The sequence below is a fragment of the Geodermatophilus nigrescens genome (genome assembly GCF_900129495.1).
In the GTDB taxonomy this organism is placed as follows: domain Bacteria; phylum Actinomycetota; class Actinomycetes; order Mycobacteriales; family Geodermatophilaceae; genus Geodermatophilus; species Geodermatophilus nigrescens.
The window spans coordinates 817,562-842,532 of record NZ_FQVX01000002.1 but is presented as its reverse complement, the minus strand read 5'-3'; the positions used below and the strand labels follow the sequence as shown (position 1 = coordinate 842,532).

Sequence of the window (24,971 nt, the reverse complement as noted above, 5' to 3'; positions counted from 1 at the left end):
CGCCGCCACCGCCCCGAGGGGAGGCCGCCCGTGCCGCTGAGCCGGAGGTCGTTCCTCGCCGGGGCGGTGGCCGCGCCGGCGCTGGCGGCCGCCGCCGGGGCCCTCGGCGGCTGCGCCGGCACGGTGGTGCAGCCCGGCGACCTGTCCCGGCTGCGGGTGATGGCGCCGGCGAGCCCGGGCGGCGGCTGGGACACGACCGCCCGCGTGCTGCAGCGGGTGATCCAGAGCAGCGGCCTGGCCCGCAACGTGCAGGTGTTCAACGTCGAGGGCGCCGGCGGCACGATCGGCCTCGGCCAGCTGTCGCGGGAGACCGACGACGCGCTGCTCATGATGATGGGCCTGGTCATGGTGGGCGCCGTCGACACCAACGACTCCGCCACCCGCCTGACCGACGTCACCCCGATCGCCCGGCTGATCGGCGAGACCGAGCTGATCGTGGCGCCGCCGGACGCGCCCTACACCGACATCCAGGGCTTCGTGGAGGCCTGGGCGGCCGACCCGGCGGGCACCCCGATCGCCGGCGGCTCGGCCGGCGGCACCGACCAGATCCTCGCCGGCCTGCTCGCGCAGGCGGCCGGCATCGACCCCGCCCAGGTCAACTACATCGCCTACTCCGGCGGCGGCGAGTCCCTGGCGGCCCTGCTCGGCGGGCAGGTCGCCGCCGGCATCTCCGGCACCGCCGACTACGGCGAGCAGGTGCGCACCGGCGACCTCGTCGGCCTCGCCGTGTCGACGGCGGAGCGCTCCCAGCAGGTGCCCGACGTCCCCACGCTGGTCGAGTCCGGCTTCGACGTCGAGGTCGACAACTGGCGCGGCCTCATGGCCCGGCCCGGGATGTCCGCGGGCGCCCGCGAGGACCTGATCGCCCTCGTCCAGGACACCCACGACACCGAGGAGTGGGCGCAGGCGCTGGAGGACAACGGCTGGGACGACCTGCTGCTGACCGGCGACGAGTACGGCGAGTTCCTCGCCGAGGAGGAGCAGCGGGTGCTGGCGATCCTGCGGGAGATCGGGCTGGTCCAGTGAGTGTGTCGCCCGACCCGGACGTCTCGACCACCGACGCCACCGGGTCGCACGCCGCGGCCGAGCACCGGCACCCGCCGCGGCCGCGCACGGGGATCAGCCGCGGCGAGCTGGCCATGGTGGTGCTGCTGGGGGCGCTGGGCGTCTACCTGCTGCTCGACGCCGCGAACATCGCCGTCCCGGGCTCCGCGAACACCATCGGCCCGCGCTTCTTCCCTTACCTCGTCGGCGGCGTCGTGCTGGCCACCGCGCTCGCGCTCGGGTTCCGGGTGCTGCGCGGCGACCGGGGGCCCTCCGACGAGAGCGAGGACATCGACCCCGACGCCCCGACGTCGTGGGCGAACGTGGGCGTCGTCGTCGTCGGCTTCCTCGCCCACGCGCTGCTCATCAACGTCGTCGGCTGGCCGCTGGCGGTCACGCTGATGTTCGCGCTGGTGGCCTGGGCGCTCGGGGCCCGCGGCGTCGTCCGGCCGCTGCTCACCGGCGGCGTGCTGTCGGTCGTCGTCTGGCTGGTGTTCGTCAAGGCGCTCGACGTCGCGCTGCCCGGCGGGATCCTGCTCGAGCTCGCGACGGACTGGTTCTGATGGGCGCCCTCGGCGACCTGGCCGGCGGTCTCGCCGACGCCCTCGCCCCGGTCAACCTGCTCTTCGCGCTGCTCGGGGTGCTGCTCGGCACGGCGGTCGGCGTGCTCCCCGGCATCGGCCCGGCCATGACCGTCGCGCTGCTGCTGCCGATCACCTACGCGCTGGAGCCCACGGCGGCGCTGATCCTGTTCGCCGGCATCTACTACGGCGGCATGTACGGCGGGTCGACGACGTCGATCCTGCTCAACACCCCCGGCGAGTCGAGCTCGATCATGACCGCGCTCGAGGGCAACGCGATGGCCAAGTCCGGCCGCGGGGCCGCCGCGCTGGCCACCGCCGCGCTCGGCTCGTTCGTCGCCGGCACGATCGCCACGCTGCTGCTGGCCCTCGTCGCGCCGACCGTCGTCGACCTGGTCATCGGCATCACCGCCGCCGACTACTTCGCCCTCACCGTGCTGGCGTTCGTCGCCGTGGCCACCGTGCTCGGCTCGTCGCCGCTGCGCGGGCTGGCCTCCCTCGGCGTCGGCCTGTACCTCGGCCTCGTCGGCACCGACGTGCTCACCGGGCAGGAGCGGTTCACCCTCGGCATCCCGCAGCTGTCCGACGGCATCGACGTCGTCGTGGTCGCCGTCGCGCTGTTCGCCGTGGGGGAGGCGCTGTACGTCGCGTCCCGGCTGCGCCGGGGCCCGGTGCAGGTGATGGCCGCCTCCGGGCCCTGGTTCACCCGCCGCGACCTGCGCCGCTCGGTGGGCCCGTGGCTGCGCGGGACGGCGCTGGGCTTCCCGCTGGGCGCGCTGCCCGCCGGTGGGGCGGAGATCCCGACGTTCCTCTCCTACGCCACCGAGCGGAAGCTCACCAAGCACCCCGAGGAGTTCGGCCGCGGCGCCATCGAGGGCGTCGCCGGGCCCGAGGCGGCCAACAACGCCGCCGCCGCGGGCGTGCTGGTGCCGCTGCTCACCCTCGGCCTGCCCACCTCGGCCACCGCGGCGATCATCCTGGTCGCGTTCCAGAGCTACGGCATCCAGCCCGGGCCGACGCTGCTGTCCACCGAGTCCACCCTGGTCTGGACGCTCATCGCGGCGCTGCTCGTCGGCAACCTCATGCTGCTGGTCCTCAACCTGCCGCTGGCCCGCGTGTGGGTGCAGGTGCTGCGCGTCCCGCGGCCCTACCTCTACGCCGGGATCCTGCTGTTCGCCTCGCTCGGCTGCTACGCGGTCAACGCCGACCCGCTGGACCTGGTGCTGCTGCTGGTGCTCGGCCTGCTCGGCTTCGCCATGCGCCGCTACGGGTGGCCGGTGGCGCCGGCGATCGTCGGGCTCATCCTCGGCCCGGTCGCCGAGACCAACCTGCGTCGCGCGCTGGCCATCAGCAGCGGCGACCTCGGTGTGCTGCTCGACACCTGGTTCAGCCGGATCGTGCTCGGCCTGGCCCTGGCGGCCCTCGTCGTGCCGATCGTGCTCCGCGCGGTCCGCGGCCGGCGGGCCACGCCGGAGGAGGTCCAGGCGGGGGAGGGGCTGCGGCACCGCGAGAGCGTCGGCGCGGGCCCCGGTGAGGAGGAGCGGTGACCCAGCAGCAGCCGGTGGTCGTGGTGGGGCACGTCCCCACCCCGCGCGGGCGCGCCGCGCTCGAGCACGCCCTCGCGGAGGCCGAGCGGCGCGGCGCGCGGCTGGTGGTGGTCAACAGCAGCCGCGGCGACGCCCTCGTCGACGAGGAGTACCTGCAGGGCGACCCGCTGCGCCGGCTGCACGACGAGCTCACCGTCTCCGGCGTCCCCTTCGAGCTGCGCCAGCCGGTCGGCCGCGACGTCGCCGAGGAGCTGGCCGACGCCGTCGCCGAGACCGCCGCGGAGGTGCTGGTCATCGGCCTGCGCCGGCGCAGCGCCGTCGGGAAGCTGCTGATGGGCAGCGCGGCGCAGCGGATCCTGCTCACCGTCGAGTGCCCGGTCCTCGCCGTGAAGGGACCGCCCGCGACCACCACTTGAGCGGAACCGGCCCCGGGCCGTATCGTCCGTGTGACGGACGTCACGCCGTCGGACCGGCGTGGCGGTGCCTCGACGAGGGAGACGCCCATGAGCGCGCTCACGCCCGACTGCGACCCCGACCTCGCGCACTGCGGCCAGCCCCGGTCCGGGCACGGCATGACCTCCACGCTCGTGCTCGTCGGCCTGGTCACCCTCGGCACCCTCGCCGTCACCGGCGGGTCGGTGCCCGGGGTCGTGGCGTTCGTGGCCGGCGGCGTCGGGGTGATGGCGGCCGTGGCGCTCGCCGCCCGCGTCGTCCGCCTGGGCCAGCGCGCCGTCGCCGCCGTGCACCTGCCCGCGCTGCACCGGTCACGCCCCGTCGGCTGAGCCTCCTGCCCGGCCGCCTCCGCCTGACCGCCCCCGCCTGACCGCCCCCGTCCGACCGTCCCGCCTGGCGCCCGGCCGGGCCGGGCGGCAGGCTGCGCCCGTGACCGCACCCACCTACACCGAGGCAGCCGACGGCGTCCGCCTCGCCGAGCGCCGCTGGACCCCCGACGGCGAGGTCCGCGCCGTGCTGCAGGTCGTCCACGGCCTGTCCGAGCACGCCGGCCGCTACGCGCGGCTCGCCGCCGCGCTCACCGCCCGCGGCATCGCCGTCGGCGCGCTCGACCAGCGCGGCCACGGGCTCACCGCCGCCTCCACCGGCCCGGGCGGCTTCGGTCCCGGCGCGGGCAGCGACGCCGTCCTCGACGACGTCCGCGACCTCGGTGCCCGGCTGGCCGCCGACCACCCCGGCGTCCCGCGGTTCCTGCTCGGCCACTCGCTCGGCTCGGTCGTCGCGCTGGCCTCCGCCGAGCGCGACGGCGACGTCCTCGACGGGCTCGTGCTCTCCGGGCCGATCGGCGTCGCGCCCCACTTCGCCGCCGCCGCCGAGCAGCTGCGGGCCGCCGTCGCCGCCGGGTCGGGGGAGCAGCCGATGGACGCCCTGACCGCCTTCAACGCGCCGTTCGAGCCCGCCCGCACGCCGTACGACTGGCTGTCCCGCGACCCCGCCGAGGTGGACGCCTACCTGGCCGACCCGCTCTGCGGCGACGACGTCCCGCCCACGTACGCCTACGGCGCGGAGATGTTCGCGCTGGCCGCGCGCGTGGCCAGCGAGGAGGCCGTCGCCGGGCTGCCCGACGGGCTGCCGGTGCTGCTGCTGGCCGGGCAGCGCGACCCGGTGGGCGGGGAGGACGCCGCCCAGGTGGCCGCGCTCGCCGACCTCGTGCGCGGCCGCGGGCACGACGTGGACCTGCGCGTCTACCCCGACGCCCGCCACGAGGTGTTCAACGAGACCAACCGGGACGAGGTGACCGCCGACCTGCTCGCCTGGCTCGAGGCGCGCCTGGCCTGAGCGGGAGGAGCCGAATCACACCGGTGGAGTTCCCCGGCAGACCGTCGGCGTGTCCACCTAGTGTGGAGGTGTGCCCGACCCGTCCACCTACCGACCGGCGGTCGGCTCGATCCCGGAGAGCCCGGGGGTCTACAAGTTCCGCGACCCCAACGGGCGGGTCATCTACGTCGGCAAGGCCAAGAGCCTGCGGCAGCGGCTGAACAGCTACTTCGCCGACGTCGCCGGGCTGCACCCGCGCACCCGGCAGATGGTCACGACGGCGGCCGGCGTGGAGTGGACCGTCGTCGGCACCGAGGTCGAGGCCCTCCAGCTCGAGTACAACTGGATCAAGGAGTTCGACCCCCGCTTCAACGTCCGCTACCGCGACGACAAGAGCTACCCGTCGCTGGCCGTGACGCTGAACGAGGAGTACCCGCGGCTGCAGGTGATGCGCGGGCCGAAGAAGAAGGGCGTCCGCTACTTCGGCCCCTACGCCCACGCCTGGGCCATCCGCGAGACCCTCGACACGCTCACCCGCGTCTTCCCCGCCCGCACCTGCTCCAACGGCGTCTTCAAGCGCGCCGGGCAGATCGGCCGGCCCTGCCTGCTCGGCTACATCGGCAAGTGCGCCGCCCCCTGCGTGGGCCGGGTCAGCGCCGAGGAGCACCGCGCGATCGTCGACGACTTCTGCGACTTCATGGCCGGCCGCACCGACCTCATGGTCAAGCGCCTCGAGCGCGAGATGGCCGAGGCCGCCGAGGCGATGGAGTACGAGCGGGCCGCCCGGCTGCGCGACGACCTCGGCGCGCTCAGGCGGGCCCTGGAGAAGCAGGCCGTCGTCCTCGGCGACGGCACCGACGCCGACGTCGTCGCCTTCGCGCAGGACGAGCTCGAGGCCGCCGTCCAGGTCTTCCACGTCCGCGGCGGCCGGGTGCGCGGGCAGCGCGGCTGGATCATCGACAAGGTCGAGGAGGTCACCACCGGCGAGCTGGTGGAGCAGTTCCTCCTGCAGGTCTACGGCGGCGTCGACGAGCAGACGGGGGTCACCGAGGGCGGCGAGACGGTGCCCCGGGAGGTGCTCGTCCCCGAGCTGCCCGACGACGCCGACGTCTACGAGGAGTTGCTCACCGAGCTCCGCGGCTCTCGGGTGTCGCTGCGGGTGCCGCAGCGCGGCGACAAGCGCAGCCTGCTGGAGACCGTCGAGCGCAACGCCAAGGAGGCCTTCGCCCGGCACCGGGTGAAGCGCTCCAGCGACCTCACCGCCCGGTCCCTCGCGCTCTCGGAGCTGCAGGAGGCGCTCGAGCTGCCCGAGGCGCCGCTGCGCATCGAGTGCATCGACGTCAGCCACGTGCAGCAGACCAACGTCGTCGCCTCGATGGTGGTGTTCGAGGACGGGCTGGCGAAGAAGTCCGACTACCGGCGGTTCTCCGTCAAGCACGGCACCGACGACACCGCGGCCATGGCCGAGGTCGTCCGCCGCCGCTTCGCCCGGCACCTGGAGGAGGAGGCCGACCGCCGCGACGAGCAGGGCGTCGCCGCCGAGGAGGGCCGGCCCCGCCGGTTCGCCTACCCGCCGAACCTGCTCGTCGTCGACGGCGGCGCCCCGCAGGTGGCCGCCGCGGCCCGGTCGCTGGACGAGCTCGGCATCGTCGACGTCGCCGTGTGCGGGCTGGCCAAGCGCATGGAGGAGGTGTGGCTGCCCGGCGAGTCGGACCCGGTGATCCTGCCGCGCACCTCCGAGGCGCTGTACCTGCTGCAGCGGGTGCGCGACGAGGCCCACCGGTTCGCGATCACCTACCACCGGCAGAAGCGGTCCGTCAGCATGCTGGTCTCGCTGTTGGACGACGTCCCGGGTCTCGGGGAGACGCGGCGGAAGGCGCTGATGAAGCAGTTCGGGTCGCTCAAGCGGCTGCGCGCGGCCACGGTCGACGAGCTCGTGGCCGTGCCCGGCATCGGCCGGCGCACCGCCGAGGCGGTGCTGGCGGCGGTGGCCGAGCCCGCCGGGGGGAAGACCGCCGACGACGCCGCGGCCGACGACGCCGGGGCGGACGCCGCGCCGGCCGAGGTGGTCGTGGAGAGCACCACGGCGCCCGCCGGCCCGGCCGATCGGGGCACGCCCGGCCCCGGGGCCGGCGCCACCGCCGAGGTCGGCCGGGTCGCCTCGTGAGCGAGCAGCAGCCGACCGGACCGGACGTCCCGGCGCCGACCGGCGAGACGGCCCCGCGCGAGGGCCAGGCCGGCCCGCAGGCCGACGTCCCCGCCGGCCTCGACGCCGCCAGCACCGAGACACCGCCCGTCGAGGTCGTCGTCGTCACCGGCCTGTCCGGCGCCGGCAAGAACAGCGCCGGGCGGGTGCTGGAGGACCTCGGCTGGTACGTCGTCGACAACCTGCCGCCGGCGCTGCTGCTGCCGATGGTCGAGCTCGGTGCGCGCGGCGACGTCCGCCGGTTCGCCGCCGTCGTCGACGTCCGCAGCCGGGCCTTCTCCAGCGACCTGCTGGAGGCCATCCGGGTGCTCGCCGAGGCCGGACACCGGCCGCGCGTGGTGTACGTGCACGCCCGCGACGAGGTGCTCGTGCGGCGCTACGAGTCCAACCGGCGCGAGCACCCGCTGCAGGGCTCGGGCCGGATCCTCGACGGCATCACCGCCGAGCGGGCGCTGGTCGCGGGCATCGCCGGAGAGGCCGACCTGTGGGTCGACACCAGCGACCTCAACGTGCACCAGTTGCGGGCGACGCTGGAGAACGCCTTCGCCCGCGAGGGCCGCACCCCGCCGCTGACGGCGACCGTGCTGAGCTTCGGCTTCAAGTACGGCCTGCCGCTGGACGCCGACCTCGTCGTCGACGCCCGGTTCCTGCCCAACCCGCACTGGCTGCCCGAGCTGCGCCCGCACACCGGCCAGGACCCCGACGTGCGCGACTACGTGCTCGGCCAGTCCGACGCCGGGCCGTTCCTCGACCGCTACACCGAGGTGCTGCGGCTGCTCATCCCCGGCTACCGGCGCGAGGGCAAGCGCTACCTGACGCTGGCGGTCGGCTGCACCGGCGGCAAGCACCGCAGCGTCGCCATCGCCGAGGAGTTCGCCCGCCGGCTGGCCGCCGACGGCATCGACGCGGTCGCGCGCCACCGCGACCTGGGCCGCGAGTAGTGGCGGGGGACAGCACGGCGCCCGGGTCCGGCGGCCCGAGGGTCGTCGCCTTCGGCGGCGGCCACGGCCTCGCGGCGGCGCTCGCCGCCTGGCGCCGGATCACCCCCGAGCTGACGGCCGTGGTCACCGTCGCCGACGACGGCGGCTCGTCCGGCCGGATCCGCCGCGAGATGCCCGTGCTGCCGCCCGGCGACCTGCGCATGGCGCTCGCGGCGCTGGCCGACGACGACCGCGCCGAGATGGCCCGGCTGCTGCAGCACCGCCTCGGCGGCACCGGCGTGCTCGCCGGGCACCCCGTGGGCAACCTCGTGCTCACCGGGCTGGTCGAGCTCCACGGCGGCGACACCGTGCGCGCCCTCGACACCGTCTGCGAGCTGCTCGGCGCCCGCGGCCGGGTGCTGCCGATGGCCGACGTGCCGCTCGACCTCGTCGCCCGGGTGGAGACCGTCGACCCCGACGACCCCGCGCGCACCCGCACGATCCGCGGCCAGGTGGCGATCGCCGGCACGCCGGGCCGGGTGCGCGACATCCTCGTCTCCCCGTCCGACCCGCCGGTGCACCCCGACGTGCTCGCCGCCATCGCCGCGGCCGACGTCGTGTCGCTGGGCCCCGGCTCCTGGTACACCTCGGTGCTGCCGCACCTGCTCGTGCCGCGGCTGCGCGCCGCGCTGGCGGCCAGCAGCGCCCGGGTGGTGGTCGTGCTCAACCTGGAGCCGCAGCCGGGGGAGACCGACGGCTTCTCGCCGGAGGAGCACCTGCGCGTGCTGCAGGCGCATCTCGGCGGAGTGGCGCTGCACACCGTGATCGCGGATGTTGACTCAGTGGTTGACCGCTGTGGTCTCCTGTCTGCGGCGCGCGCGTGCGGCGCCGAGCTCGTGCTGGCCCCGGTCGCCGAGCACGGTGGCGCACCCCGCCACGACCCCGCGCGGCTGGCGGCAGCGCTGGCCCCGGTGGTCGTCGCGGGGGACGGGGTAGGGGTCCCGGCCGGTGCGCCGGGACCGGATGGACCCGGACCGTTCGAGGGGGAGAGGTGACGCCGAGCATGGCGCCGCAGCAGAGGGGGTGGTCGTCGTGGCGATGACGGCCATGGTCAAGGACGAGCTGTCGCGGGTGGAGTGCACACGCACCTCCGAGCGCAAGGCCGAGGTCACGGCGCTGCTGCGCTTCTCCGGGGGGCTGCACATCGTGGGCGGCCGGGTGGTGATCGAGGCGGAGCTGGACACCGGCTCGGTCGCCCGCCGGCTGCGCCGCGACATCAGCGAGGTGTACGGCTACACCAGCGGGGTCAGCGTGCTCGCCGGCGGCAACATCCGCCGCGGGGTGCGGTACCTGGTCCGCATCGCCAAGCACGGCGAGGGCCTGGCCCGCCAGACCGGGCTGGTCGACCAGCGCGGCCGGCCGGTGCGCGGCCTGCCGCCGTCGGTGGTGTCGGGCAGCATCAACGACGCCGAGGCCGCCTGGCGCGGCGCGTTCCTGGCGCACGGCTCGCTCACCGAGCCGGGCCGCTCGTCCTCGCTCGAGGTCACCTGCCCGGGCCCGGAGGCCGCGATGGCGCTGGTCGGCGCCGCCCGCCGGCTCGGCATCGCCGCCAAGGCCCGCGAGGTGCGCGGGGCCGACCGCGTGGTCGTCCGCGACGGCGACGCGATCAGCGCGCTGCTCACCCGCATGGGCGCCCACGACGCGGTGCTGGCCTGGGAGGAGCGGCGGATGCGGCGCGAGGTCCGCGCCACCGCCAACCGGCTGGCCAACTTCGACGACGCCAACCTGCGCCGCTCGGCGCGGGCGGCGGTCGCGGCCAGCGCGCGGGTCGAGCGGGCGATGGAGATCCTCGCCGGCGACGCCCCCGAGCACCTGCTGGTCGCCGGCCGGCTGAGGCTCGAGCACGGCCAGGCCTCGCTGGAGGAGCTCGGCCAGCGGGCCGACCCGCCGATGACCAAGGACGCCGTTGCCGGGCGCATAAGGCGTCTCCTGGCGATGGCCGACAAGCGGGCCAAGGACCTCGGCATCCCCGACACGGAGTCGGTCGTCACCGACGACATGCTCGCCCAGTAACGCGAGCCCGCACGTCCCGACGGGGCGCCCTCCGCCGCGGCGGGGGGCGCCCCGTCGTCACTCCCGGGGGTGAGGCCCCGCCCGCCCCGCTGCAGGCCACGCCCGCTGCCGCCGATGCGCGGGGGAGAGGCCGCCGTCCCCGGCGTGCCCGGTACGGGAGCGGAGGCGGCATGACCGCGGGGAGCTGGGCCGTCGTCTTCGGCTGCGCCACGCTGGTCGCCGTCGGCACCGCGGTGCTGGCCTGGCGCCGGCGGCGGCGCACCCCCGCGGCGACCGCGCTCGCGGCCACCATGACCGGCGTCGCCGCCTGGTCCGCCGCCGACGCGCTGGTCTACACGCTCGGCACCGAGACCGTGCACCGCCTCTACCCGCCGGTCCTGCTCGCCTCCGTCGGGCTGGTCGTCGTCGGCACCTGGGTGCTGGCCCGGACCGTCGCCGACCCGTCCTGGCGCCCGGCCCGCCGGACGGCGCTGCTGCTCGCGGTCGAGCCGCTGATCCTCGTCGTGGCCGCCGCGCTGCCGGCCACCCGGGACCTGGTGATGGCCGACCTGAGCGCGGCCGACGGCGCCCGGGAGTCCCGGGTGACCTTCGGGCCGCTGTTCCTGGCCCACACCGCCTACTCCTACGTCCTCGTCGCCGTCGCCTACACGCACCTGGTCCGCTGCTTCCGCCGCGTCACCGGGGTCCTGCGGCGGCAGGTCGCCGTCCTGCTCGGTTCGGCGGTGCTCTCCACCGTGGGCAACGTGGTGTCGGTCGGCTCGCAGCTCGACGGGGCCGGCAGCGACCTCACCCCGCTGTTCTTCCTGCTCACCGGGCTGGTCGACTGCTGGGCCATCTTCCGCGGCGGCCTGCTCCGCCTGGTGCCCGTCGCCCGTGACCAGGTCGTCGACACCGTCCCCGACGCCGTGCTCGTGGTCGACCCCGCCGGCCTGCTCATCGACGTCAACCCGGCCGCCGACCGGATGCTGCACGAGCTGCGGCCCGAGCTCGAGGGCGAGCTGGTCGGCCGGCCCCTCCACGACGTCGCCGGCCCCCGGGCGGTCGGGGTGCTGCTCAGCACCGAGCGCCGCGACGGCCACCGCGTCGCCGAGGTCCGGCCGGGCGTGTGGCTCGACGTCCGCGACTCCGCCGTCAGCGACCCGCGGGGGCGGCCGCTCGGCCGCATCCTCGTCGTCCGCGACGTCAGCGAGCAGCAGGAGCGCCAGGCCGCCGTCGAGCGGCTCAACCGGCAGCTCGCCGAGCAGGTGGAGGTCATCGAGCGGCTGCGCGCCGAGCTCGCCGAGGAGGCCGTCCGCGACCCGCTCACCGGCCTGCACAACCGCCGCCACCTCGACCGTGCGCTCGGCGCGGGCCTCGCCGCCCGTCCGCGCACCGGCGAGCTGTCGGTCCTGGTCGTCGACGTCGACCACTTCAAGCGGGTCAACGACCGCCTCGGCCACGCCGCGGGCGACGCCGTGCTCACCGCCGTCGCCGGCACGCTCGCCGGCGCCGTCCGCGAGGGCGACACCGCCGCCCGGCTCGGCGGCGAGGAGTTCGTGCTCGTGCTGCCCGGCGCCGGCCGGGAGCAGGCGCTGGCCCGCGCCGAGCGGATCCGCCGCACCGTGGCCGCCACCCCGCACGACGTCGACGGCGGGCCGGTCACGGTCACCGTCAGCATCGGCGTCGCCGTCTGCCCCGCCGACGGCGCGAGCGCGGCCACCCTGCTCGAGGCCGCCGACCGCGCGCTCTACACGGCCAAGGCCACCGGCCGCGACCGCGTCGTCGCCGCCGGCCCCGCCGCGTTCGTCCCCGCGCCGGCGTCACCCGCGGACGGCGGGGCGCAGCTCGTTCCCGGAGGCTGAGACTCGTCCGGACACCCGCGTGCCGTGGCCGATAGGGTCGTCGCCGACGGAGCCGCGCGCCGCGCGGCCGACGCACGCGACGGTGCCGGACGGCACCGCGGATCCGTGGAGGTCAGCAGTGACGGTACGGGTGGGGATCAACGGGTTCGGCCGGATCGGCCGCAACTTCTGGCGGGCGGCCGCGGCCAGCGGCAAGGACATCGAGATCGTGGCGGTCAACGACCTGACCAGCAACGAGGTCCTCGCCCACCTCCTCAAGTACGACAGCATCCTGGGCGTCCTCGGCGAGGACGTCGCCGCCGACGGCGAGGGCATCAAGATCGGTGGCAGCACCATGAAGGTGCTGTCCGAGCGCGACCCGGCCAACCTGCCGTGGGGCGACCTGGGCGTCGACGTCGTCGTCGAGTCCACCGGCTTCTTCACCAAGGCCGACGACGCCCGCAAGCACGTCGACGCGGGCGGGGCCAAGAAGGTCGTCATCTCGGCGCCGGCCACCGGCGACGACCTGACCATCGTCATGGGCGTCAACCACGACAAGTACGACGGCAGCCAGACGATCATCAGCAACGCGTCCTGCACCACGAACTGCCTCGCGCCGCTGGCCAAGGTGCTCAACGACAGCTTCGGCATCGAGCGCGGCCTGATGACCACGATCCACGCCTACACCGCCGACCAGAACCTGCAGGACGGCCCGCACAAGGACCTGCGCCGCGCCCGCGCCGCCGCCCTCAACATGGTGCCCACCAGCACCGGCGCGGCGAAGGCCATCGGCCTGGTGCTGCCGGAGCTCAAGGGCAAGCTCGACGGTTACGCCGTCCGCGTCCCGGTGCCCACCGGCTCGGCCACCGACCTCACCGTGCAGCTGTCCCGCGAGGTGCCGGCCGACGAGATCGACGCCGCCTACCGGGAGGCCGCCGCGGGCCCGCTCGCCGGCATCCTCAAGTACACCGACGCGCCGATCGTCTCCTCCGACATCGTCACCGACCCGGCCAGCTGCATCTACGACAGCCAGCTGACCAAGGTCTTCGGCCCGATGGCCAAGGTGCTCGGCTGGTACGACAACGAGTGGGGCTACTCCAACCGCCTGGTCGACTCCGTCGAGCTCGTGGGCCGCTCCCTCTGATGGCACGCTCCCTCGACGACCTGCTCGCCGAGGGGGTCTCGGGTCGGCGCGTGCTCGTGCGCGCCGACCTGAACGTGCCCCTCGACAAGCAGACCCGGGCGATCACCGACGACGGGCGCATCCGGGCCAGCCTGCCGACGCTGCAGGCGCTGCGCGAGGCCGGCGCCCGCGTCGTCGTCGCGGCGCACCTCGGCCGGCCCAAGGGCGCGCCCGACCCGCAGTACTCGCTGGCCCCGGTCGCCGCGCGGCTCGGCGAGCTGCTCGGCGCCGAGGTCCCGCTGGCCGCCGACGTCGCCGGCGACGACGCCGTCGCGCGGGCCGGTGCCCTCGGCGACGGCGACGTCCTCCTGCTGGAGAACGTGCGCTTCGAGGCCGCCGAGACGAGCAAGGACGACGCCGAGCGCGGCGCGCTGGCCGACCGGCTCGCCGCGCTGGCCGACGTCTACGTCGACGACGCGTTCGGCGCGGTGCACCGGAAGCACGCGTCGGTGTACGACGTCGCGCTGCGGCTGCCGCACGTGGCCGGCCGGCTGGTCGCCGCCGAGCTCGAGGTGCTCACCCGGCTGACCACCGACCCCGAGCGGCCCTACGTGGTCGTGCTCGGCGGCTCCAAGGTCAGCGACAAGCTCGCGGTCATCGAGGCGCTGCTGCCGAAGGTCGACCGGCTGCTCGTCGGCGGCGGGATGTGCTTCACCTTCCTCGCCGCGCAGGGCCACGGCGTCGGCACCTCGCTGCTGGAGGCCGACCAGGTCGACACCTGCCGCCGGCTGCTCGCCGAGGCGGGCGAGCGCATCGTGCTGCCCGTCGACGTCGTCGCGGCCAGCGCGTTCAGCGCCGACGCCGAGACCTCCGTCGTCGAGGTGGACGCCATCCCCGGCGACCGGATGGGCCTCGACGTCGGCCCGCGCACCGTCGAGGCGTTCGGCCGCGAGCTCGCCGACGCGCGCACGGTGTTCTGGAACGGCCCGATGGGCGTGTTCGAGCTGGCGCCGTTCCAGGCCGGCACCCGCGGCGTCGCCGAGGCCGTGGCCGCCGTCGACGGGCTGTCGGTGGTCGGCGGCGGGGACTCCGCGGCCGCCGTCCGGCAGCTCGGCCTCGACGAGTCCGCCTACGGGCACATCAGCACCGGCGGCGGCGCGTCCCTGGAGTACCTCGAGGGCCGGGAGCTCCCGGGCCTCACGGTGCTCGCCGACCGGGGCGAGGGCTGATGGCGCGATGGCAGCAGCCGGCCCCGCGCCGGGAGGGCCGCCGCCCGCTCATCGCGGGCAACTGGAAGATGCACATGACGCACCTGGAGGCCATCGGCCTGGTGCAGAAGCTCGTCTTCAGCCTCACCGAGCAGGAGCTCGACGCCGCCGAGGTCGTCGTGCTCCCGCCGTTCACCGCGCTGCGCAGCGTGCAGACGCTGGTCAACGGCGACCAGCTCGCGATCGGCTACGGCGCGCAGGACCTCTCGGCGAACGACTCCGGCGCCTACACCGGCGAGGTCAGCGGCGCGATGCTCGCCGCGCTGGCCTGCGGCTTCGTCGTCGTCGGCCACTCCGAGCGGCGCGCGCTGCACGGCGAGGACGACGCCACGGTGGCCGCCAAGGTGCGGGCCGCGCTGCGGCACGGCCTCACGCCGATCCTGTGCGTGGGGGAGGGCCTCGACGTCCGCCGCGCCGGCCAGCACGTCCCGCACACCACCGCCCAGCTCGACGCCGCCCTCGAGGGGTTGGACGCCGGGCAGGTGGAGCAGGTCGTCGTCGCGTACGAGCCCGTGTGGGCCATCGGGACCGGCGAGGTCGCCACCCCCGACGACGCCCAGGAGGTGTGCGCCGCACTCCGGTCGCGCCTCGACGGGCGTTTCGGAGCGGCCACGGCCGCCGTCGTCCGTATCCTCTACGGCGGGTCGGTGAAGGCCGCCAACACGGCCGGGATCCTGGCCGGGCCGGACGTCGACGGTGCACTCGTCGGAGGCGCGAGCCTCGACGCCGACGAGTTCGCGCGGATCTGTCGGACCGCCGCCGGGAGCAGCTGAGCAGCAGCCCCGGCGGCCGAGCGGGGGTGGGGTGGGTGGGCAGCACGCTGCAGCGACCGCCCCGGTCCTCCCGGCTGCCGGGGTGGCTCACCGGCACCGCCGGCCGCGTCCTCGGCCTGGCGCTGGTCGTCCTCCTCGTGGTCGCCGTCGCGGTCAGCTGCAGCGGCGGCGGGGACGGCGACGCCGGCGTCCCCGTCCTCGGTGACGGGCCCGACGCCGGCGTGCAGGACGTGCGCTCGCCGTCGGAGGAGACCGGCGGCACCCTGCGCGTGGTCGCGGGGGAGATCGACAGCCTCGACCCCCAGCGCTCCTACCGGCCGGGCGTGTGGAACCTCATGCGGCTCTACGCCCGCACGCTGGTCACCTACTCCTCCGAGCCCGGCGCCACCGCCGACCTCGCGCCCGACCTCGCCACCGACCTCGGCAGCACCCCCGACGGCGGCCTGACCTGGACGTTCACCCTCCGGCAGGGCGCGCGGTTCGAGAACGGCCGGGCGATCACCTCCCGCGACGTCAAGTACGGCATCGAGCGGTCCTTCGCCTCCGACGTCATCGTCGGCGGGCCCACCTACACCGTCGAGCTGCTCGACGACCCGGCCAACCCCTATGCGGGGCCCTACCAGGACGAGGACCCGGCGAAGCTCTCGCTGGCCGCGATCGAGACCCCCGACGACGCGACGATCGTCTTCCGGCTGCGCACCGCCCGCCCCGACTTCCCCTACGTCCTGGCGCTGCCCTCGAGCAGCCCGGTGCCGATCGAGAACGACACGGGCGCGGCCTACGGCGCCGACCCCGTCTCCTCCGGCCCGTACGCGGTCACCACCGTCGACGCCGAGACCGGCATCGTGCTCGACCGCAACCCGCAGTGGGACCCGGCCACCGACGAGGTGCGCACCGCGCTGCCCGACCGCGTCGTGGTCCGCACCGGGCTGTCGAGCCTGGAGCGCGACCAGGCCCTGCTCGCCGGCTCCGCCGACCTGGACATCTCCGGCTCGGGCGTCCACCTCGCCACCGGCGCGCGGCTCGCCGAGGGGGCCGGGGGAGAGGTGCCGCTGACCGACCGGGTCGACGACGTCCCCAGCGGCGCCGTCCGGCTGCTGGCGCTGCCCACCGACGTCGCCCCGATGACCGACCCGAACTGCCGCGCCGCGGTGGCCGCCGCGATCGACCGCACCGCCGTGCAGGAGGTCGCCGGCGGCCCGGAGCGCGCGGTGCGCACCTCCCGGCTGTGGCCGGCCGCGCTGCCCGCCGGCCCCGAGGAGGAGGACCCGGGCGCCGACGTCGCCGCGGCGCGCGAGGCCCTGGCCGCCTGCGGGCAGCCCGAGGGCTTCAGCACCGTGCTCGCGGTGCCCGACGCGGAGGCCAGCGTGGCGGTGGCCGAGACCGTCGCGACCCAGCTCGCCGAGGTCGGCATCACCGCCGAGGTGCGCCCGCTGCCGGCGGCCAGCTTCTACGCCACCGACGTCGGCAGCCCCGACAACGTGGCGCGCAACGGCTACGGCATCGTGCTGGCCACCTGGACCGCCGACTTCCCGACGCCGGGCTCGTTCCTCGTGCCGCTGGTCGACGGCCGCTCGGTGAGCCTGGTCGGCAACACCAACTACGCGCGGCTCACCGACCCGGCGCTGTCGGCCGCCGTCGACGCCGCCCGCGCCGCGTCCGACCCGGCGGCCGACCCCGCGGCCGCCGCCACCGCCTGGCGCGACGTCGCCACGGCCGCCCGGGCCACCGGCGCCTACGTGCCGCTCGTGGAGTCCCGCGTGCAGCTGCTGGCGGGCCAGCGGCTGCGCAACGCCGTCGTCATGCGCCCCTACGTCGGCTACGACCTGGCCACCGCGGGCGTGCGCTGATCGGAGGCCGGGAGGCCACCGGTTACGCTGGTGCCATGGTCGAGCTCGTCCTCAACGTGCTGCTGGTCCTCACCAGCGTGCTGCTCGTGGTGCTGATCCTGCTGCACCGGGGCAAGGGCGGCGGCCTGTCCTCGATGTTCGGCGGCGCCGTCTCCTCCCAGCTGGCCGGCTCCTCGGTGGTCGAGAAGAACCTCAACCGCCTGACGGTCTTCACCGGCGTCATCTGGGTGGTCTGCATCGTGACCCTGGGGATCCTGCTCAAGGTCTGAGGCCCCGGGCCCCACCTCCGCCGCGAAATCGTGATCGAGGGAACACCCCCGAGGCCATAGACTGCCCGGGCGGTGCGTCCCGCACCGCGTGCAGCACGGTCCTGAGGGGGGCGCTCGTGGCTGGTGGGAACGCGATCCGGGGTACGCGGGTCGGTGCGGGTCCGATGGGAGAGGCCGAGCGCGGCGAGGCAGCGCCGCGACTGCGGATCGGCTACTGGTGCAGCCAGGGCCACGAGACGCGGGTGGCCTTCGCCGCCGACGCCGAGGTGCCCGAGCTGTGGGACTGCCCGCGCTGCGGCCTCCCCGCCGGCCAGGACTCGGCGGCGCCGCCCCCGGCGCCGCGCACCGAGCCCTACAAGACCCACCTCGCCTACGTGCGCGAGCGGCGCAGCGACGCCGACGGCGACGCCCTCCTCGAGGAGGCCCTCGCCAAGCTCCGGGCGCGCCGCGGCGCCTGAGCCCCGGCCCGGCGCCGCCCGCCGGCGGCGCCGGGCCCCCGTTCCTACTCCCCGGCTCCGGGGAGCTGCCCGGCCGCGCCGGCGTCGAGCAGCCAGCGCGTGGCCTGCCGCCCGCGGACGCCCGCGGCCGGGACCTCGCTGCGGTCGGCGCCGCCCAGGGCCCGCGCCACCGCCTCCGCCTTGCCCTCCCCGGACACCAGCAGCCAGACCTCCTCGGCGGTGCTGATCGCGGAGAAGCCCAGGCTCACCCGGGTCGGCGGCGGCTTCGGGCAGTCGCGCACCGCCACCACCGGCCGCTCATCGGCGACGGCGGGGGCGCCGGGGAAGATCGACGCCACGTGGCCCTCGGGGCCCATCCCCAGCAGCAGCACGTCGAAGCGCGGCAGCGGGCCGTCGGCGCCGGCGTCGCGGGCGGCATCGGCCAGCGTCCCGGCGTACCACTCGGCCGCCTCCTCGGGCTCGGCGAAGCCGGCGTCGGAGGCGGGCATCGCGTGCACCCGGCCGGCGGGCACGCCGACCCGGTCGAGCAGCGCCTCGCGGGCGCCCTTCTCGTTGCGCTCGTCGTCGTCGGCGGGGACGAAGCGCTCGTCGCCCCACCAGACGTCGACGGCGGTCCAGTCCACGTCCTGACCGGGCGCGGGCTCCTGCGCCAGCTCCGCCACGTGCCGCAGCACCGCGGTGCCCACGCCGCCGCCGGTGAGCACGACCGACGCCGTCCCGTGCACCGCCTGGGCGGCGGCCAGCCGCGCCACCAGCGCCGAGGCCGCGGCCCGCGCCAGCATCTCGGCGTCCGGTTCGACCACGACGTCGGGCACCGGGCCCTCGGTGGTCTCCGCCAGCCGCTCGACGATCCGGTCGCCGGGGGTCAGCGTCACCGGACCGCCCCGGACTCGGACTCCTCGGGCTGCTCCGGCCGGCTCTCGGGCGCCGTCGGGTCGGGGACGTCGTGCTCGCCGTGCTCGGCCACCTCGTCCGCGCCCTCGGAGTCGGCCGGGACGGTCGGCGCCTCGCCGTGCGGGCTGCCGTCGCCGACCTGCGCGGCCGGGGCGGCGGCGCCGTGCGGCTCCGCCGGGTCGACCCAGACGTGCGAGCGCACCGACGCGCGGCCGGCCAACCCCCCGACGCCGGTGGTGACCTCCAGCGCCTCGGCGTAGGGCTCGTCGGGGTCCAGGCGCCGCAGCTCCTCGCCGAGCAGGTCGCCCAGCGAGCGGTCGGGCAGCGCCATCGTGGCGTCGGAGCGGTAGGGCTGGCTGATCACCGCGCCGCCGCGGCGGTCGGCGTGCACCCGCACCTCCTCGTCCTGGTCGAGCTGCAGCACCACCGAGTCGATGCCGCTCGGGCCCGAGTGACGGGCGGACGGGACGACCTCCAGCCGGGCGCCCGCCCGCGACTCGACCCAGCCGGCCAGCAGCTGGGCGGTGGCCGCGCCCGGATCGCCCTCGATCCGGCCGCCGAGCACCCGGATGGCGTCGCCGCGGCGGCCGTGGACGGAGTCCAGCGCCGAGGTGAGCGTGGCGCGCCAGCCGGTGGCGCGCGTCCAGGCCAGGTCGGTGTCACCCGGGGCGTAGTCCTGCGCCCGGGTGCGCAGCGCGGCGAGCTGGTCGGCCGCCGAGGCGCTGTCGGTGATCCGCCGGTCGGCGATCACGGCGAGCGCGTCGGTGGTCAGCCGCGACGGCGGGTCGCTGTGCCACCAGGTGACCACCGGGGCGTCGGCGGCCAGCAGCGGCAGCACGACCGACTCCGCGTGCAGCGCGAGCCGGCCGTACATGCGCATGACCACGGCCTCGCCGGGGCCCAGGCGCCCGCCGATCGTCACCTCGGCGTCCAGGCGGGGGACCGGCGCGTCGATCTGCCGGCGCACCACGACCAGGATCCGGCAGGGGTGCTGCTCGGACGCCCCGGCCGCGGCCTCCTCGGCCTCGGCGACCCGGGCCTCGTCGGCGACGACGACCAGGGTCAGCGCGACGCCGGAGAGCACCGCGCCGCCGGTCCGCCGCTGGGCGGCCAGCTCCTTCACCACGGCCGAGCCGGTGGTGTCCCACAGGGTCGTCACGGGGTTCCCTCCTGTCGGGTGCCGCTCACGGACGCCGCCACCGGCGGCCCTCGGCGGCGAGCATGTCGTCGGCCGCGCGCGGCCCCCACTCGCCGGCCCGGTAGGGCTCCGGCGTGGTCCCGGCCCAGAACTCCTCGAGCGGGTCGATGACCGCCCAGGAGGCCTCGACCTCGGCGTTGCGCGGGAACAGCGTCGCGTCGCCCAGCAGCACGTCGAGCAGCAGCCGCTCGTAGGCCTCGGGGCTGGTCTCGGTGAACTGCTCGCCGTAGAGGAAGTCCATGGACACGTCCCGGACCTCCATCACGCTGCCGGGCACCTTCGAGCCGAACTTGAGGGTCACGCCCTCGTCGGGCTGCACGCGCACGACGAGCTGGTTGTTGCCCAGCTCCTCGGTGTCGGTGTCGGCGAAGGGCAGGTGCGGGGCCCGCTTGAACACCAGCGCGATCTCGGTGACCCGGCGCGGCAGCCGCTTGCCGGTACGCAGGTAGAACGGGACGCCGGCCCAGCGGCGGGTCTCCACGCCGAGGCGGACGGCGGCGTAGGTCTCGGTGAGCGACTCGCCGTCGACCCCCTCCTCCTGCCGGTAGCCCTTGGCCCGCTGCCCGGCCAGCCAGCCCTGCTCGTACTGGCCGCGCACGGCGAAGCGGCGCATGTCCTCGGGCAGCGACACCGCGCGCAGCACCTTGAGCTTCTCGGTGCGGATCTCGTCGGCGGAGAACTCGACCGGCTCCTCCATGGCGGTGAGCGCCAGGAGCTGGAGCAGGTGGTTCTGCAGCACGTCGCGGGCGGCGCCGGTCTTCTCGTAGAAGCCCGCACGGCCGCCGATGCCGACGTCCTCGGCCATGGTGATCTGCACCGAGTCGACGTGGTGGCCGTTCCAGACCGGCTCGAACAGCTCGTTGGCGAACCGCAGCGCCATCAGGTTCTGGACGGTCTCCTTGCCCAGGTAGTGGTCGATGCGGAAGACGTCCTCGGCGCTGAACACCGAGTCGACCAGCTCGTTGAGCTCGCGGCTGGAGGCGAGGTCGGTGCCGAAGGGCTTCTCGACGACGACGCGGCGCCACCGGTCCGGCGTGCTCTCGGCCATGCCGGTGCGCTCCATCTGCTTGAGCACGACCGGGAACATCGCCGGCGGGATGGAGAGGTAGAACGCGGCGTTGCCGCCGATGCCGTGGCTGCTCTCGAGGTCGCCGAGCGCGGCGGCGAGCTCGTCGAAGGCGTTGTCGTCGTCGAAGGAGCCCTGCACGAAGCGGACGCTGCCCGCCAGGCGCTCCCACACCTCCTCCCGCCACGGGGTGCGGGCGGCGTTGCGGGCGGCGTCGCGGGCGAGCTCGGCGAAGTCCTGGTCGCCCCAGTCCCGGCGGGCGAAGCCGAGCAGGGCGAAGTTGGTGGGGAGCAGGCCGCGGTTGGCCAGGTCGTACACCGCGGGGAGGAGCTTCTTGCGGGCCAGGTCGCCGGTGATGCCGAAGACGACGAGCGCGCAGGGCTCCGGGACGCGGGGCAGCCGCCGGTCCCGCGGGTCGCGCAGCGGGTTGGGGATCATGTGCCCTCCTGTGGGGGACGCAGCCGCCCGGCCGGCACCGCTGTGCCGGCCGGGCGGACTGTCAGCCGAGCGCGTCGAAGGAGTCTGCGTCGAGGGGGTGCTGGGACAGCAGCGTCACGCCTTGTCCTCGAGCTCGCTCTTCACCGAGGCGGTGAGCTCGTCCCAGGAGTCGACGAACTTCTGCACGCCCTCCTCCTCGAGGACGCGGAAGACGTCGTCGAGGTCCACGCCGGCGTCCGCGACGGACTTCATGACCGCGGCCGCGTCGTCGTAGGTCTGCTGCACCGGGGTGCCCGCGGCGCCGTGGTCGGCGTACGCCTGCAGCGTCTTCTCCGGCATCGTGTTGACGGTGCCGGGGGCGATGAGCTCGCTGACGTAGAGGGTGTCCGGGAGGGACGGGTCCTTGACGCCGGTCGAGGCCCACAGCGGCCGCTGCGGGCGGGCGCCCTTGGCCTCCAGGGCCTTCCAGCGGTCGGAGGAGAAGACCTCCTCGTAGGCCTGGTAGGCCAGCTGGGCGTTGGCGAGCGCCGCCTTGCCCTTGAGCTGGTCGGCACCGGCCTTCTCCAGCCGCTTGTCGATCTCGGTGTCCACGCGGGAGACGAAGAACGACGCCACCGAGGCGATCTGGGTCAGGTCGGCGTCGGCGTCGTCGGCCAGCCGCTGCTCCAGGCCGGAGAGGTAGGCGTCCATGACGGCGCGGTACCGCTCGAGGCTGAAGATGAGGGTGACGTTGACGCTGATGCCCCGGGCGATCGACGTCGTGATGGCCGCCAGGCCCGCCTCGGTGGCCGGGATCTTGATGAACAGGTTCGGCCGGTCGACGAGCCACCACAGGTGGGCCGCCTCCGCGGCCGTCGCGTCGGTGTCGTGGGCCAGGCCCGGCGCCACCTCCAGCGACACGCGGCCGTCGCCGGGCTGCCGCTGGGCGACCGGGGCGAGCAGGTCGCAGGCGTCGCGGACGTCGGCGGCGGTGATGGTCCGCAGCGCCTCCTCGACGCTGACCTTGCGCACGGCGAGGGCGTGCACCTGGTCGTCGTAGGAGTCCGACCCGCTGATCGCCGCGGCGAAGATCGTCGGGTTGGTGGTGACGCCGACGACGGAGCGCTCGTCGACCAGCGACTGCAGGTTGCCGCTGCGGATGCGGTCGCGCGAGAGGTCGTCGAGCCAGACGGCGACGCCCGCCTGCGACAGCTGCGCCAGGTTCTCGTTCTGTGCCATGTCAGTGCCTTCCGTTGGAACCGGGCCGGGGCCTCAGCGGTCGCCGGTGGGGTGGGGGAGCCCGCCGGTGGCTGCAACCGGGCCGGCGGGGACGGCGTTCCCGGAACGGGCGGCCTCCATGCTCTCCCGGGCGGCGGCGACGACGGCCTCGTCGGTCAGGCCGAACTCCTCGTAGAGCACCGAGTACGCCGCGCTGGCGCCGTAGTGGGTCAGGCCCACGATGCGGCCGGCGTCACCGACGAACTCGCGCCAGCCCAGCGGCACGCCGGCCTCGACGCTGACGCGGGCGCGGACCGAGGGGGGGAGCACCTCGTCCTTGTACGCCTGGTCCTGGTCGGCGAACCACTCGACGCACGGCACGCTGACCACGCGGGTCGGGACGCCGTCGGCCTCCAGCCGCTCCCGGGCGGCGACGGCGATCTGCACCTCCGAGCCGGTGCCCAGCAGGATCACCTCGGGCTGCCCGTTCGAGGCGTCGGCCAGCACGTAGGCGCCGCGCGCGGTGCCCTCCGCGGAGGCGAACTCGCCCCGGTCGAACACCGGCAGGTTCTGCCGCGACAGCAGGATGCCGGCGGGCCGGTCGTTGTTCTCGAGGATCGTGCGCCAGGCGACCGAGACCTCGTTGGCGTCGGCCGGGCGGACGACGTCGAGGCCCGGGATCGCGCGCAGCGCGGCGAAGTGCTCGATCGGCTGGTGGGTCGGGCCGTCCTCGCCCAGGCCGATCGAGTCGTGCGTCCACACGTAGGTGACCGGCAGCTGCATGAGCGCGGCCAGGCGGACGGCGCCGCGCATGTAGTCGCTGAAGGTGAGGAACGTGCCGCCGTAGACGCGGGTGCCGCCGTGCAGCGCGATGCCGTTCATGATCGCGCCCATGGCGTGCTCGCGGACGCCGAAGTGCAGGGTGCGCCCGTAGGGGCCGCCGCTCCACATCTTGGTCTGGCGGTCGGCGGGCAGGAACGACGGCTCGCCCTCGACGGCGGTGTTGTTGCTCTCCGCGAGGTCGGCCGAGCCGCCCCACAGCTCCGGCAGCGCCGGGTAGAGCGCGGCGAGCACCTTGCCCGAGGCCTTGCGGGTGGCCACGCCCTTGGGGTCGGCGTCGAAGGTGGGCAGCACGTCGGCCCAGCCCTCGGGCAGCCGGCGCTCGCGCATGCGGGCCAGCAGGTCGGCGCCCTCCGGGTTGGCCTGCGCCCAGGCGTCGAAGCGCTGCTGCCACTCGGCGTGCGCCTGCCGGCCCTTCTCGACGACGGAGCGGGCGTGGGTGAGGACGTCGTCGTCGACCTGGAAGGTGCGCTCGGGGTCGAAGCCGAGGACCTCCTTGGTGGCGCGCACCTCGTCGTCGCCGAGCGCCGAGCCGTGGGAGGCGCCGGTGTTCTGCTTGTTGGGCGCGGGCCAGGCGATGATCGTCCGCAGCACGATGATCGACGGGCGCGAGGTCTCGGCCTTGGCCGCGGCGAACGCGGCGTCGATCGCGGCCAGGTCCTCGCCGTCGTCGACGCGCTGGACGTGCCAGCCGTAGGCCTCGTAGCGCTTGCCGACGTCCTCGGTGAAGGCGACGGTCGTGTCGTCCTCGATGGAGATCCGGTTGTCGTCGTAGACGAGGACCAGGTTGCCGAGCTGCTGGGTGCCGGCCAGCGACGAGGCCTCGCCGCTGACGCCCTCCTCCAGGTCGCCGTCGGAGGCGAACGCCCAGATGGTGTGGTCGAACAGGCTCTCGCCCTCGGGGGCGTCGGGGTCGAGCAGGCCGCGCTCGCGGCGGGCGGCCATGGCCATGCCGACGGCGTTGCCCACGCCCTGGCCGAGCGGGCCGGTGGTGGTCTCGACACCGGGGGTGTGGTTGACCTCCGGGTGGCCCGGGGTCTTCGAGCCCCAGGTGCGCAGCGCCTGCAGGTCCTCGACCTCCAGGCCGTAGCCGGACAGGAACAGCTGCACGTAGAGGGTCAGGCTGGAGTGGCCCATCGAGAGCACGAAGCGGTCGCGGGCGACCCAGTTCGGGTCGGTCGGGTCGTGCTGCAGCCACTTGTGGAAGAGCAGGTAGGCGGTGGGCGCCATGCTCATCGCGGTGCCGGGGTGGCCGTTGCCGACCTTCTGCACCGCGTCCATCGCGAGGACGCGCGCGGTGTCGATCGCCCGGCGGTCGAGGTCGCCGAGGTCCTCCGGCAGCGTGGGGTGCGGCTGGCGCGGGTCGCCGGTGGGCGAGTCGGTGGCGGCCTCGGCCGGGGCCTCGGACTCCGTGCTCCTGGTGTCGCTGCTCATGTCGGGCGCTGTCTCCTCGAGGATCGGCCGTTGCGGGGCCGTCCGGGGACCGGTGTCCCGTGCTCCCGGGCGGGCGACGCGGGCGCGGTGGTCGGCTGGGCCCGGGTGTCCCCGGGGCGGCGATGGCCCGAGACCCTCCGTCGTCGGCGACGGCCCTACCCGCTGTCCGCGCGGCGTCAACGTGATCAGACCCTAGTCATCC

22 protein-coding genes are annotated in these 24,971 nt (G+C 75.4%); 17 read left to right on the top strand and 5 right to left on the bottom strand.

Annotated elements, in window-relative coordinates; translation table 11 throughout:
• The first annotated feature begins 30 nt into the window (after positions 1 to 30).
• From BUE37_RS11590 to BUE37_RS11510, 17 genes are all read left to right on the top strand, one after another.
• Positions 31 to 1,026 (top strand): Bug family tripartite tricarboxylate transporter substrate binding protein, encoded by a 996-nt coding sequence (locus BUE37_RS11590; RefSeq protein ID WP_073420290.1) that lies wholly within the window; start codon positions 31 to 33, stop codon positions 1,024 to 1,026.
• A 2-nt stretch (positions 1,027 to 1,028) separates the two neighbouring features.
• Positions 1,029 to 1,607 (top strand): tripartite tricarboxylate transporter TctB family protein, encoded by a 579-nt coding sequence (locus BUE37_RS11585; protein WP_073420289.1) that lies wholly within the window; start codon positions 1,029 to 1,031, stop codon positions 1,605 to 1,607.
• The gene (locus tag BUE37_RS11580) at positions 1,607 to 3,172 is read left to right on the top strand and encodes a tripartite tricarboxylate transporter permease (protein WP_073420288.1); all 1,566 of its coding nucleotides are present in this window, start codon (positions 1,607 to 1,609) and stop codon (positions 3,170 to 3,172) included. The genes BUE37_RS11585 and BUE37_RS11580 overlap by 1 nt, the downstream gene beginning before the upstream one ends.
• A complete protein-coding gene (locus BUE37_RS11575) occupies positions 3,169 to 3,588 on the top strand; it encodes a universal stress protein (protein WP_245794539.1) in 420 nt (139 codons plus the stop codon). The genes BUE37_RS11580 and BUE37_RS11575 overlap by 4 nt, the downstream gene beginning before the upstream one ends.
• Before the next feature lie 87 nt (positions 3,589 to 3,675).
• Complete coding sequence (locus BUE37_RS11570) at positions 3,676 to 3,954, top strand: hypothetical protein (RefSeq protein ID WP_073420287.1); 279 nt, start codon at positions 3,676 to 3,678, stop codon at positions 3,952 to 3,954.
• 100 nt (positions 3,955 to 4,054) lie between these two features.
• A complete protein-coding gene (locus tag BUE37_RS11565; protein WP_073420286.1) occupies positions 4,055 to 4,963 on the top strand; it encodes an alpha/beta fold hydrolase in 909 nt (302 codons plus the stop codon).
• A gap of 70 nt (positions 4,964 to 5,033) precedes the next feature.
• Positions 5,034 to 7,109 (top strand): excinuclease ABC subunit UvrC, encoded by a 2,076-nt coding sequence (uvrC, locus tag BUE37_RS11560; RefSeq protein WP_073420285.1) that lies wholly within the window; start codon positions 5,034 to 5,036, stop codon positions 7,107 to 7,109.
• Positions 7,106 to 8,089 (top strand): RNase adapter RapZ, encoded by a 984-nt coding sequence (rapZ, locus tag BUE37_RS11555; protein WP_073420284.1) that lies wholly within the window; start codon positions 7,106 to 7,108, stop codon positions 8,087 to 8,089. The genes uvrC and rapZ overlap by 4 nt, the downstream gene beginning before the upstream one ends.
• Positions 8,089 to 9,123 carry a gluconeogenesis factor YvcK family protein gene (locus tag BUE37_RS11550; protein WP_083628566.1) on the top strand — a complete coding sequence of 345 codons (1,035 nt, stop codon included), beginning with the start codon at positions 8,089 to 8,091 and terminating at the stop codon, positions 9,121 to 9,123. The genes rapZ and BUE37_RS11550 overlap by 1 nt, the downstream gene beginning before the upstream one ends.
• A 43-nt stretch (positions 9,124 to 9,166) precedes the next feature.
• Positions 9,167 to 10,141, top strand: coding sequence for a DNA-binding protein WhiA (gene whiA / locus BUE37_RS11545; RefSeq protein WP_425432418.1), 975 nt, complete (start codon positions 9,167 to 9,169; stop codon positions 10,139 to 10,141).
• Between the two features lie 170 nt (positions 10,142 to 10,311).
• Positions 10,312 to 11,982 (top strand): histidine kinase N-terminal 7TM domain-containing diguanylate cyclase, encoded by a 1,671-nt coding sequence (locus tag BUE37_RS11540; protein ID WP_073420283.1) that lies wholly within the window; start codon positions 10,312 to 10,314, stop codon positions 11,980 to 11,982.
• Positions 11,983 to 12,100: 118 nt separating this feature from the next.
• Positions 12,101 to 13,105, top strand: a complete 1,005-nt coding sequence (gap, locus tag BUE37_RS11535; RefSeq protein ID WP_073420282.1) for a type I glyceraldehyde-3-phosphate dehydrogenase — start codon at positions 12,101 to 12,103, stop codon at positions 13,103 to 13,105.
• Positions 13,105 to 14,313, top strand: coding sequence for a phosphoglycerate kinase (locus tag BUE37_RS11530; RefSeq protein WP_073420281.1), 1,209 nt, complete (start codon positions 13,105 to 13,107; stop codon positions 14,311 to 14,313). Before gap ends, BUE37_RS11530 begins: the two co-directional genes overlap by 1 nt.
• Entirely contained in the window at positions 14,313 to 15,125 is an 813-nt protein-coding gene (gene tpiA / locus BUE37_RS11525) for a triose-phosphate isomerase (RefSeq protein WP_073420280.1), read from the top strand. The genes BUE37_RS11530 and tpiA overlap by 1 nt, the downstream gene beginning before the upstream one ends.
• Before the next feature lie 35 nt (positions 15,126 to 15,160).
• Positions 15,161 to 16,975 (top strand): ABC transporter substrate-binding protein, encoded by a 1,815-nt coding sequence (locus BUE37_RS11520; RefSeq protein ID WP_073420279.1) that lies wholly within the window; start codon positions 15,161 to 15,163, stop codon positions 16,973 to 16,975.
• 35 nt (positions 16,976 to 17,010) lie between these two features.
• On the top strand, positions 17,011 to 17,244 hold the full coding sequence (gene secG, locus BUE37_RS11515) for a preprotein translocase subunit SecG (protein WP_073420278.1): 234 nt from the start codon (positions 17,011 to 17,013) through the stop codon (positions 17,242 to 17,244).
• 116 nt (positions 17,245 to 17,360) lie between these two features.
• The gene (locus BUE37_RS11510) at positions 17,361 to 17,702 is read left to right on the top strand and encodes an RNA polymerase-binding protein RbpA (protein ID WP_073420277.1); all 342 of its coding nucleotides are present in this window, start codon (positions 17,361 to 17,363) and stop codon (positions 17,700 to 17,702) included.
• A gap of 44 nt (positions 17,703 to 17,746) precedes the next feature.
• Here BUE37_RS11510 and pgl read toward each other — a convergent pair whose 3' ends face one another.
• The 5 genes from pgl to tkt form a co-directional block, all read right to left on the bottom strand.
• Positions 17,747 to 18,577: a 6-phosphogluconolactonase gene (gene pgl, locus BUE37_RS11505; RefSeq protein WP_217651214.1), complete on the bottom strand. Its 831-nt coding sequence runs from the start codon at positions 18,575 to 18,577 to the stop codon at positions 17,747 to 17,749.
• Positions 18,574 to 19,755, bottom strand: a complete 1,182-nt coding sequence (locus BUE37_RS11500) for a glucose-6-phosphate dehydrogenase assembly protein OpcA (protein WP_073420276.1) — start codon at positions 19,753 to 19,755, stop codon at positions 18,574 to 18,576. The genes pgl and BUE37_RS11500 overlap by 4 nt, the downstream gene beginning before the upstream one ends.
• Positions 19,756 to 19,780: 25 nt before the next feature.
• Positions 19,781 to 21,298 carry a glucose-6-phosphate dehydrogenase gene (gene zwf / locus BUE37_RS11495; protein WP_073420275.1) on the bottom strand — a complete coding sequence of 506 codons (1,518 nt, stop codon included), beginning with the start codon at positions 21,296 to 21,298 and terminating at the stop codon, positions 19,781 to 19,783.
• A gap of 114 nt (positions 21,299 to 21,412) precedes the next feature.
• A complete protein-coding gene (gene tal / locus BUE37_RS11490; protein WP_073420274.1) occupies positions 21,413 to 22,516 on the bottom strand; it encodes a transaldolase in 1,104 nt (367 codons plus the stop codon).
• A gap of 33 nt (positions 22,517 to 22,549) precedes the next feature.
• On the bottom strand, positions 22,550 to 24,769 hold the full coding sequence (tkt, locus tag BUE37_RS11485; RefSeq protein WP_073420273.1) for a transketolase: 2,220 nt from the start codon (positions 24,767 to 24,769) through the stop codon (positions 22,550 to 22,552).
• Positions 24,770 to 24,971 lie beyond the last annotated feature (202 nt).

Bases quoted from the DNA above. Each gene is read 5' to 3' on its own strand.
- BUE37_RS11580 (WP_073420288.1), top strand. From the start codon at position 1,607: ATGGGCGCCCTCGGCGACCTGGCCGGCGGTCTCGCCGACGCCCTCGCC.
- BUE37_RS11570 (WP_073420287.1), top strand. From the start codon at position 3,676: ATGAGCGCGCTCACGCCCGACTGCGACCCCGACCTCGCGCACTGCGGC.
- whiA (WP_425432418.1), top strand. From the start codon at position 9,167: ATGACGGCCATGGTCAAGGACGAGCTGTCGCGGGTGGAGTGCACACGC.
- BUE37_RS11540 (WP_073420283.1), top strand. From the start codon at position 10,312: ATGACCGCGGGGAGCTGGGCCGTCGTCTTCGGCTGCGCCACGCTGGTC.
- BUE37_RS11530 (WP_073420281.1), top strand. From the start codon at position 13,105: ATGGCACGCTCCCTCGACGACCTGCTCGCCGAGGGGGTCTCGGGTCGG.
- tpiA (WP_073420280.1), top strand. From the start codon at position 14,313: ATGGCGCGATGGCAGCAGCCGGCCCCGCGCCGGGAGGGCCGCCGCCCG.
- secG (WP_073420278.1), top strand. From the start codon at position 17,011: ATGGTCGAGCTCGTCCTCAACGTGCTGCTGGTCCTCACCAGCGTGCTG.
- zwf (WP_073420275.1), bottom strand. From the start codon at position 21,298: ATGATCCCCAACCCGCTGCGCGACCCGCGGGACCGGCGGCTGCCCCGC.
- tal (WP_073420274.1), bottom strand. From the start codon at position 22,516: ATGGCACAGAACGAGAACCTGGCGCAGCTGTCGCAGGCGGGCGTCGCC.
- tkt (WP_073420273.1), bottom strand. From the start codon at position 24,769: ATGAGCAGCGACACCAGGAGCACGGAGTCCGAGGCCCCGGCCGAGGCC.